Annotated in this window: 10 protein-coding genes, 6 tRNA genes and 1 rRNA gene; 2 read left to right on the plus strand and 15 right to left on the minus strand. The window is 41.8% G+C overall.

What is annotated here, in order from left to right; genetic code table 11:
- Window positions 1-6: 6 nt before the first annotated feature.
- Window positions 7-1,809 (minus strand): glutamine--fructose-6-phosphate transaminase (isomerizing), encoded by a 1,803-nt coding sequence (gene glmS, locus DFR63_RS10610; protein WP_115885924.1) that lies wholly within the window; start codon window positions 1,807-1,809, stop codon window positions 7-9.
- 486 nt (window positions 1,810-2,295) lie between these two features.
- Window positions 2,296-2,490: a YwbE family protein gene (locus DFR63_RS10615; RefSeq protein WP_115885925.1), complete on the minus strand. Its 195-nt coding sequence runs from the start codon at window positions 2,488-2,490 to the stop codon at window positions 2,296-2,298.
- Between the two features lie 167 nt (window positions 2,491-2,657).
- Here DFR63_RS10615 and DFR63_RS10620 point away from each other — a divergent pair, with 167 nt between their 5' ends.
- Window positions 2,658-3,191 carry a metal-dependent hydrolase gene (locus DFR63_RS10620; protein WP_115885926.1) on the plus strand — a complete coding sequence of 178 codons (534 nt, stop codon included), beginning with the start codon at window positions 2,658-2,660 and terminating at the stop codon, window positions 3,189-3,191.
- Between the two features lie 51 nt (window positions 3,192-3,242).
- Here DFR63_RS10620 and DFR63_RS11845 read toward each other — a convergent pair whose 3' ends face one another.
- The 5 genes from DFR63_RS11845 to DFR63_RS10645 form a co-directional block, all read right to left on the minus strand.
- On the minus strand, window positions 3,243-3,413 hold the full coding sequence (locus DFR63_RS11845) for a hypothetical protein (protein WP_162842341.1): 171 nt from the start codon (window positions 3,411-3,413) through the stop codon (window positions 3,243-3,245).
- A gap of 70 nt (window positions 3,414-3,483) precedes the next feature.
- Entirely contained in the window at window positions 3,484-4,836 is a 1,353-nt protein-coding gene (gene glmM / locus DFR63_RS10630) for a phosphoglucosamine mutase (RefSeq protein WP_115885928.1), read from the minus strand.
- Between the two features lie 24 nt (window positions 4,837-4,860).
- Entirely contained in the window at window positions 4,861-5,808 is a 948-nt protein-coding gene (locus tag DFR63_RS10635) for a CdaR family protein (RefSeq protein ID WP_115885929.1), read from the minus strand.
- Window positions 5,795-6,616 (minus strand): diadenylate cyclase CdaA, encoded by an 822-nt coding sequence (cdaA, locus tag DFR63_RS10640; protein ID WP_115885930.1) that lies wholly within the window; start codon window positions 6,614-6,616, stop codon window positions 5,795-5,797. The genes DFR63_RS10635 and cdaA overlap by 14 nt, the downstream gene beginning before the upstream one ends.
- Window positions 6,617-6,638: 22 nt before the next feature.
- On the minus strand, window positions 6,639-7,583 hold the full coding sequence (locus DFR63_RS10645; protein ID WP_162842345.1) for a helix-turn-helix domain-containing protein: 945 nt from the start codon (window positions 7,581-7,583) through the stop codon (window positions 6,639-6,641).
- 143 nt (window positions 7,584-7,726) lie between these two features.
- Here DFR63_RS10645 and DFR63_RS10650 point away from each other — a divergent pair, with 143 nt between their 5' ends.
- Entirely contained in the window at window positions 7,727-8,185 is a 459-nt protein-coding gene (locus tag DFR63_RS10650; protein ID WP_115885932.1) for an ArsR/SmtB family transcription factor, read from the plus strand.
- 14 nt (window positions 8,186-8,199) lie between these two features.
- On the opposite strand, the gene rocF is transcribed toward DFR63_RS10650, so the two are convergent.
- From rocF to rrf, 8 genes are all read right to left on the minus strand, one after another.
- The gene (gene rocF, locus DFR63_RS10655) at window positions 8,200-9,105 is read right to left on the minus strand and encodes an arginase (protein WP_415708194.1); all 906 of its coding nucleotides are present in this window, start codon (window positions 9,103-9,105) and stop codon (window positions 8,200-8,202) included.
- A gap of 140 nt (window positions 9,106-9,245) precedes the next feature.
- Window positions 9,246-9,318, minus strand: a tRNA-Lys gene (locus DFR63_RS10660).
- Window positions 9,319-9,328: 10 nt separating this feature from the next.
- Window positions 9,329-9,400 (minus strand) — tRNA-Gln (locus DFR63_RS10665).
- A gap of 7 nt (window positions 9,401-9,407) precedes the next feature.
- Window positions 9,408-9,491, minus strand: a tRNA-Tyr gene (locus tag DFR63_RS10670).
- Between the two features lie 10 nt (window positions 9,492-9,501).
- Window positions 9,502-9,574, minus strand: a tRNA-Val gene (locus DFR63_RS10675).
- A gap of 22 nt (window positions 9,575-9,596) precedes the next feature.
- Window positions 9,597-9,671: transfer RNA gene (locus DFR63_RS10680), tRNA-Glu, on the minus strand.
- Between the two features lie 12 nt (window positions 9,672-9,683).
- A tRNA-Asn gene (locus tag DFR63_RS10685) sits at window positions 9,684-9,758 on the minus strand.
- Between the two features lie 18 nt (window positions 9,759-9,776).
- Window positions 9,777-9,870: ribosomal RNA gene (gene rrf / locus DFR63_RS10690) — 5S ribosomal RNA — on the minus strand; the annotation flags it as partial.

Below are 9,870 nucleotides of genomic sequence, written 5' to 3' on the forward strand. Positions count from 1 at the left end.
ATTTTTCTATTCCACTGTAACCGACTTCGCAAGGTTACGCGGTTTATCTACATCATTCCCTCTGTGCAGCGCTGCATAGTATGAAATCAGCTGGTAGACGACCACGGATACTAACGGTGTCAACATGTCATCCACTCTCGGGATAACATACGCATCGCCTTCCTGTTCGAGTCCTTCCATTGCTACGACACATACGTTCGCGCCCCGGGCTTTCACTTCCTGTGCGTTACTTCTAATATTCAAGTCCACTTTTTCTTGTGTAGAGAGTGCGAAGACCGGTGTACCTTCTTCTATTAAGGCAATCGTCCCATGTTTCAATTCACCGCCGGCAAAGCCTTCTGCCTGAATATACGAGATTTCTTTCAGTTTCAGTGCACCTTCTAAACCGACATAATAATCCATCGCCCTGCCGATAAAGAAAGTATTTCTCGCAGTTTCAAGATAGCTTTTCACGATTTCTTCTATCTTGTCAGCGTCTTCTATCACCGATGTGATAGCGGTTGTAACTTTAGCAAGCTCAGACATCAGGTTCATATCCGATACTTTATTCAATTCTCTCGCTGTCACTGCTGCAGTTATTGCAAGCACTGCAATCTGTGCTACATAGGCTTTTGTCGATGCCACTGCAATCTCCGGTCCGGCATGCAGGATTAATGTTTCATCCGCTTCCCGTGACAACGTTGATCCCGGCACATTTGTAATCGTTAAGGATTTGTAGCCTTTTTCTTTAATATCAACAAGCACTGCCCGGCTGTCCGCTGTTTCTCCGGATTGTGAAATGAAGATAAATAACGGATTTTCTGATAAGAGCGGCGTGTTATAAACAAATTCTGATGCCACATGGACTTCTGTCGGTACGCCTGCCCATTTTTCAAAGTATTCTTTACCGATCAGTCCGGCGTGATAACTCGTACCTGCTGCGATAATATATAAACGGTCTGCTTCGTTCAGCTGTTTAATTATATTTTTATCGATTTTTAAATCACCGTTATCATCCTGGTATTCTTTAATAATTTTACGCATGACCTGCGGCTGTTCATTAATTTCCTTAATCATATAATGCGGATAAGTGCCAAGTTCCGTATCGCTTGCATCGATTTCCGCAATATAAGACTCACGCTCGATTTCTGTTCCTTCCATATCTCTGATAATCATTTGATCTTCCATCAGCTGGATGACTTCGCCATCCATCAGCTCTACGAATTCATTGGTTAATTCAAGCATGGCCATAGCATCTGATGTAATAACGTTGAAGCCGTCACCTTTACCTAAAAGCAGCGGTGATTTATTTTTAGCCGCATAGATAGTGTGGTCATCGTCATTATCCAAAAGACCGATTGCATATGAGCCGTGCAGCAGTGACAGTGTTTTTTGAAATGCTTCAAGTGTCGATGAGCCTTCTTGTGCAAATTTCGCAACGAGCTGCACGATAATTTCCGTATCAGTATCCGACATAAGTTTTGTATCGTTTAAATACTCTTCTTTTAACTGTTTGTAATTCTCAATCACACCATTATGCACCAGTGTGAATCTTTTATCCGAACTCTGATGAGGGTGTGAATTCGTTACACTTGGTTCCCCGTGCGTTGCCCAGCGTGTATGGCCGATACCGGTTGTCCCGCTGAAATTTTCATCCACTCTTTTACGCAGATCGGCAATTCTTCCTTTTTCTTTAAACACTTTAGTTTCTGTTTCATTCTTTACTGCAATACCAGCTGAATCGTAGCCCCGGTATTCCAGCTTTTCAAGTCCTTTTAACAGTATTTCCTTCGTATCTGATGATCCAATATATCCAACAATTCCGCACATACGATAAACTCCTTCTGTAATGTTTTAGGTTTTGTGGAATATCTGCTCTGTCAGACCGGTTGCCCGGAAGTTTTAACAGATAAACTTACGAATACTTCAGTATCCGGGACAGTATCCGCCGAATGTTCGATCACTGTCCTCCTCGTCAACAGTACTGTGTACTGCTCAGGCGCTATTCCGATTTCTTTACAAGCTGTCCTCCTTTATAGTCAGAATAAAATTGTAATTTATTTTTTACCTTATTACAAGATTTTTTTACCTTTTAATGGTAAAAAGTCTATTCAAGAGAAGATTTTTGTTTCTATTTTCGTTTTGAATGACAGTGTGACTTTCTTGATGTCAGTCAAAGCTGTTTAGCGGACACTGTCAATTTCACGGTGTCCGACAAATACGGTTATCAGACATCATCAGCAACCAGCAGCTCCATAATCCTCGCTTATAACAAAAAAACAGGAACGATTTATCATTCGTTCCCGCTTCAATTACTTATTCAATTATTTCCTTCACTCTGCCGACTGTGCCGTCTTCGAGCTTCACTTTAATGCCGTGATGGTGATTTGCAGAGTTCGTTAAAATTCTTGCTACAACACCCTCGGTCAATTCGCCGCTTCTCTGGTGATGTTTCTGCACAACTTTCACTGTGCTGCCGACTTTAATGTCTGCTCTTTTTGTTCCGTCCATAATGATTCTCCTCTTTTATATTCATTTAAATCAATAATAACATGTTCATCTTAATTTTATCTCACCGCCCCCGGCTTACGGACTTAACATTAACTAATATTTGTTCAGAAAAAGTTATATTTATGTCAAAAAAGTGTTATAATATACAGGTCAGAGGAGGTCACATCATGAAAGGTAAAACTCATATCATCGGTGGTGTCGCATCCAGTCTGGCAGTCGCTCATTTTACATACGCCGATCCGGTTTTATTAATTGGCGCCGGTATTGCGGGGTCTTTAATTCCCGATATTTGCCACGGCGGCAGCAAGATTGGCAAGACGTTTCCGGTGCTTTCGAAGTTAATTAACTTCGTTTTCGGTCATCGTTCTTTTACACACAGCCTGCTGTTTATCGTACTAATTGCTTTTCTTGTCGATTACTTCTTTCCGAATGACGCGTTAAAGCTCGGTTTGATTACGGGCATGATCAGTCATTACCTATTGGATATGGCAACTAAAAGCGGGATTCAGCTGTTTTTCCCGATAAACTTCAAGGTCAGATTCCCCATCACTACCCGCACGGGCAGTTTTGCTGAAAATATTATTTTTAGCCTGCTGTGTCTCGTTTCATTATATTTTGGTTTTCAGGTTTTAGGTGTATACATATTTAATTTTATTAATGATTTTAATATGGGAGAGTTTTTAGCTGCACCAGCATATTAAAAATCATACATAAAAAGCGAAGCCGAGAACCCGGCTTCGCTTTTACTATATTTATTTCAGCATTCCGTGCGGGTCAATCACAAACTTTTTAGCAACACCGCTGTCGAAGTCTTTATATCCTCCCGGCGCCTCATCCCGGACTCGGTTATATGCTTTTACTAATTTAAATAATTTTATCAGCTTCGTTAACCCAATATTATCCCGGACTGAATTTTCAGTCAATAAAAGTGATACGCTATAATTGATATAAAAAAACATCATCCCTTTTTGGGAATGATGTTTGAGTTTATATTTATTTGTCGAGTCCCATTTCAGCTGCTACAACTTCTGCAATTTCCTGGCTGTAGCTGGCTGCAAGTTCTTCCGTTTCAGCTTCCACCATCACACGGACAAGCGGTTCAGTTCCCGAAGCTCGAACGAGAATACGTCCGTTGCCGGCCATACGCTCTTCTACATCAGCCATTACTTTCTTAACTGCTTCATTGTTCGTAACGTTATGCTTGTCGCTTACACGCACGTTTACTAGCTCCTGAGGGAACGTTTCTACCATTGCTGCAAGCTCACTCATTTTCTTGCCTGATTCTTTAACAATTGCCGCTAAATGAATACCTGTTAACAATCCGTCACCTGTCGTGTTGTAATCCATCATCACGATATGGCCTGACTGTTCACCGCCTAATGAATAGCCGCCTTCACGCATTTCAGCTACAACATATCTGTCGCCGACCTTGGTTTTATCGGATTTCATGCCGTGTTCTTCCAGCGCTTTATAGAAACCTAGGTTACTCATCACCGTTGAAACAACTGTGTCGTCTTTCAGTTCACCTTTTTCTTTTAACGACCGGGCAAGGATAAACATAATCTTATCTCCGTCGACAATCTCACCTTTTTCATCCACTGCAATGATTCTGTCCCCGTCTCCGTCAAATGCCAGGCCGAAGTCGCATTTCTCTTCTTTAACGAGTTCCTGAAGTTTTTCAGGGTGTGTTGAACCAACACCTGCATTAATGTTTGTGCCGTCCGGGCTGCTTCCGACTGTAGCCGTATCTGCTTCCAGATCACCAAACAGATAAGGTCCTAAGTGATACGTTGAACCATGTGCACCGTCAAGGCCGATTTTAAGTCCTTCAAAGTCAGTATCAATTGTTGATTTTAAGTAGCTTAAGTACTTCTGTCCGCCTTCAAAATAATCCGAGATTGTACCGACTTCAACTCCTGTCGGTCTTGGAAGATTATCTTCTTCGCTGTCTATCAGTGCTTCGATTTCCGCTTCCTGATCATCTGTAAGTTTAAAGCCGTCCGGACCGAAGAATTTAATGCCGTTATCTTCAACCGGGTTATGCGACGCAGAAATCATTACGCCGGCATCTGCTTCCATATCTTTAGTCAGGTAAGCAACACCAGGTGTAGAAATCACACCCAAACGCATTACTTCAGCACCGATTGATAATAGTCCTGCAATAAGTGCAGATTCAAGCATTTCTCCGGAAATACGTGTATCTCTTCCAACTAAAACGCGCGGATGCTCCGAGCCTTTATTAAGCAGTGTGTATCCGCCAAAACGGCCTAATTTAAATGCCAGTTCCGGTGTTAATCCTTCGTTTGCAATACCTCTAACTCCATCTGTCCCAAAATACTTTCCCATAATAATCTCCTTTTTAAGCAGCAATTATTCGTCTTTTTCTATCGTGACATCCGCTTCAAGTACCGCAGGTTCACTTTTTGTTACATTTTCAGGTAAATCAAGCCGGACATCTTTGGTGCCGGATGATGACATTCCTTCAACGTCTACTTCAGCAGTGACAGATGTTATCGAATTTAATGTTTCACTGTCACCATATATTTCAATTGTATCATGATTTAATTCCACTTCCGACAATGTTCTGCCATCCGCAACCTCACCGGCCGTTTCAAGATGGACAGGTACTTCCTTGCTGAGTTCTTCAACGTCAATCTCGATTCTGACTGTCGATGGTTCTATACTGACATCGAGCTTATTATACTGGGCGTCGAAAGCACTGACTTCAGCTTCTTCAACACGTTCGTCTGTAATACTTGAAGTATCCGACATCATAGCCCGCACATATTGTATTCGGTTCATCGTACTCTCCCCGCCGCTGACAGTCACGGTCGAAGGCTCAACATTGACTGTATCAAGCTGGTAGCTCGAACCGATGCGGCCTTCGCTTACTTCAGCCTGGACTTCAAAAGTCTGGGAGACAAGATTTTGTATCGTCACATTTGTGGTCTCCGGCTGAACGGTGCTTGACACATTTTCAGGCAGTCCGTTCACCGTAAAGAATACTTCGTGTTCACCAGGTTCACGATTTCTTAAATCTAAAATCACTTCAAAATTACGTGTAGCCTGCAGGCGTTTAACGTTTGAATTTACTCCGCCAAGCTCCACTGTCACTTCCTCGGGAACTCCTGAGACGTAATATGACTCTTCATCGTACAGTACTTCCACAGGTATCCCTTCAATAAACTGAGTATCGTCTTTAGTCGTGCTGTCATTGCCGAACAAGTTCATATCTTCAAATACGTTATTTGCGTTTACAAACATAAACAGTGCAAGAAGTAATGCAACGATGCTCAGTCCTAATCTATTTTCGAGCAAACAGACCGCCCCCTTCTTTAGCACCGGCAGTAACAAGCCAATGTTTCTGAAGAAGTTCTTCCAGATTCTCCAGAGTAATTTCTTTTGACATCTTGCCGCCGTATGTAACTGATACGTTACCTGTTTCTTCCGACACAATTATTGTAAATGCATCGGTCACTTCAGAAATTCCGACAGCCGCTCTGTGGCGGGTACCGAGATCCTTTGCAATCTTATTACTTTCCGACAGCGGCAAATAGCTCCCGGCTGTCGCGATTTTATCGCCCTGGATGATCATTGCCCCATCATGCAGAGGGGTGTTCGGAATAAAAATATTAATAAGCAGCTGAGAAGAAATCTCTGCATTTAACGGTACCCCCGTCTCAATGTAATCCTTCAGCCCTGTTTCTTTTTCGAGCACAATCAAAGCACCGATACGGCGTTTAGCCATGTAGCGTACTGCGGTCACCATATCCTGCCGCATTTTCTCATGCTCGCTGACATCGCTGCCGGCACTGCTTCTAAACAGGCTGCCCCGGCCAAGCTGTTCAAGCGCCCGTCTCAACTCGGGCTGGAAGATAACAATAACGGCCAGGAACCCCCATTGAAGCACCATATCGAACAGCTGTGTTGTCGTTGTTAAATCTAAAAAATTACTTAATGCCCGTCCAATAATTATGAAAAATATCCCTTTGATTAATTGTACAGCTTTTGTCCCTTTGATGACCGTCAGGATTAAATAAAAAACGTACCATATAATCACAATGTCAATAATGCTGGTTATAACAAATGATGTAGAGATATTATCAAAAAAGTTGGCTGTTTCCATAATGATTTTCCTTTCTATTATGTTATAAGCCACCTAATCTCCCGGTAAGTTCTTCGTACAGACTACCTATTTGCGGTATGCTGGAAAACTCCTTATCAGGCTCTGGTATTGCTTTTAATAATTGATCAGCTTCTTTTACTCTGTCGAGCTGCCACAGGCTGTATGCCCGCATAATGTCGATATCCGTTTCTCCGCTATCCGCAAGTTCCAGGACATCTTTATACCTTTCCAGCTTTAAGAGAAGCAGCATTTCAAACTTCTTCAGCTCTTCTTTTTTATAAGTAATGCTCAGCCTGGAAGATATCTCATGAATATCTTCAATCAGTCTGTGTGCAGTGTAATATTGTTTAAATATAATATAACATTTTACAAGTGCAAATCGTAATTTAATATCGGAAATATTCAATTCATCGAATTTAGTTAACAGATAAACTGTCTCTTCAAGTATATCTATCGCTTCGTCTATCGCTTCGTCTTCCATAAGCAGTTCTGCTTTTAACAGCACAGCGTTAACGTAATGCTGATTGACAGCGACTGTCGACAATTTCTCGAGCGCTTTATCAGTATGCAGTTTCGTACGTTTTAAATCCCCTTTAAATTTAAAATACCGTGCATAAATTAAATGAATTCTTCCGCTGTCCGGCAGCGGCACATCTTCAATTAGTTCGTATTCCTTGTCGATAAAATATTTTACAACGTCGTAATCTTTATTGTCTATCTTTAATTCATAGTGGCCGATTTCCCGCAGTATTTCAAAATTATTATATTTAAAATGCGAGACTTCTGCCATAAAATCATTTACAGTACAATTCAGGCGCTTGCTCAACTTTACTAATACGTTGGTGGATGGCTGGACGGTCCCTTTTTCTATCAAACTTAAATAAGTTCGGGAGATGATCCCGTCAGCCAGTTGTTCCTGGGTTAAATTATTATTATTTCTTATTTCTTTAATTCTTTGACCTATCATACTCATCCCCCTAAGTACTTAACATTTTAATAATACCAAATTCACAATTGTGTAACAAATATTCTCTTTTATTTAAAACCTGTTTAATTGACTATATTTACATTTTACATGATAATGATAAGAAAAGTATGTGGAGGACATTGATGGAAAAACTGCTTGTCATTAATGAACTTGACCAGCTTAAAGCAATTAGCGATCCTTTCAGGCTGCAGCTGCTGTCCATGATGGCTAAAGAGCCAAAGACCGGTCAGATGCTTGCCGATGAACTTAATCTGCCGAGAGCAAAAATCCATTATCATTTAAATCAGCTGCTGACTCATAATATTATAGCCCTTGCGCATACTGTTGAAAAAAATAGTATTATCCAGAAGTTCTACCGCCCGGCTGCAGAAACAATTGTCCCTTCTATCAATATTTTTAATTTAAACGCGAAAAACTCTGTTTCGTCCTCTGAATCTTACAGTATTAAACTTACTAATGACCAATTTACAAAATTAACCAGCAAACTAGATGAACTGTCAGTTAGAAAAAGTGAAAAAAAAGAAACAGCTACTGCTGATGAGTACGCTGTTTACATGATGAAAATTATGAAAGAAGCCTGAAGAGGCTTCTTTTTTTATAACTGGCTCTGACCAAATATGTACTCCGCAATTTTTACTGCTTTCTCTGCTGTATCGTTACCGTCATCAAGGAGCGGATTAACTTCAACTAAATCTGCTGAAACAAGCAGTTCAGTTTTACTCAGTATGTTTAATCCGAGCAGCATTTCCGATAAAAATATCCCTCCTGCAACTTTCGTTCCGGTTCCTTGAATCTCCAGCGGATCGAGACTGTCTACATCGAGCGACAAATGTATTCCGTCGCAGTCCTGCAGATACTTAAGAGACTTCGTTATGACAACGTCAAGCCCGAGTCTTTCAACATCACTCATCGTATAGCATTTAATACCGTGTTCTTTAATATAAGTCTTCTCGCCGGAGTCAAGATCACGCACCCCGATCAAAACAATATTCTCATGTTTCAGCTTCGCACCCTCATGATGAATATTAACGAGCTCTTCACTGCCTTCTCCGAGCAGCACACCGAGAGGCATGCCGTGTATATTTCCGCTCGGCGATGTTTCACTATTATTGATATCTCCGTGAGCATCTATCCACAGTACTCCGAGATTATTATATTTGCTGGCCATACCGCTTATTGAACCGATTGACAGGCTGTGATCACCGCCGACAATAAATGGAAAATGATTACGGTCTAATGACGCTTCAACAGTGCTTGCCAGCTGTTCACTGAAATCTTTAACCTGTTCAAAATTGATTAGTCCTTCATCATTTTTAATATCGTGTGTCCCGTATTCAGGACGATAGCTGCCGTATACATTTCCTAGATCAGCTACATCGTGGCCAAGCTCGGATAAATGTTTCTTCAAACCGCAAAAGCGCACCGCATCCGGACCCAAAGATACCCCTAACTTTGGCTGTCCAAATGCTGTAGGCGCGCCGATGATGTCTATTTTAACCACTGACATCCCTCCCAAAACTATTCCTTTGTCTATTTACAATATACTAAAGAAAGCGCTTTTATACAAGGCTTTATAAATATAAATAAAACCTAAATTTATGTATTAAAAAAGAACACTTACCATTTGTAAGTGTTCTGCGATGAGCCATGCAGGATTCGAACCTGCGACCCTCTGATTAAAAGTCAGATGCTCTACCAACTGAGCTAATGGCTCCAATTATAAACTGGGCTGGAAGGATTCGAACCTTCGCGTCACGAGACCAAAACCCGTTGCCTTACCGCTTGGCTACAGCCCAAAATCTATGGTGGAAGGGGGCAGATTCGAACTGCCGAACCCGAAGGAGCGGATTTACAGTCCGCCGCGTTTAGCCACTTCGCTACCCTTCCGGACAAAAAATGGAGAATGACGGGCTCGAACCGCCGACCCTCTGCTTGTAAGGCAGATGCTCTCCCAGCTGAGCTAATTCTCCATATTGAACTATATAATTAAAATGGTGACCCGTACGGGACTCGAACCCGTGTTACCGCCGTGAAAGGGCGGTGTCTTAACCGCTTGACCAACGGGCCAAAACATAAAAATGGCTCCACAGGTAGGACTCGAACCTACGACCGATCGGTTAACAGCCGATAGCTCTACCACTGAGCTACTGTGGAATAATCATTAAAATATTAGCCTGGCAGCGTCCTACTCTTGCGGGACGTCAGTCCAACTACCATCGGCGCTGGAGAGCTTAACTGCTGTGTTCGACATGGGAACAGGTGTGGC

This window comes from Jeotgalicoccus halotolerans, assembly GCF_003387165.1.
GTDB lineage: Bacteria > Bacillota > Bacilli > Staphylococcales > Salinicoccaceae > Jeotgalicoccus > Jeotgalicoccus halotolerans.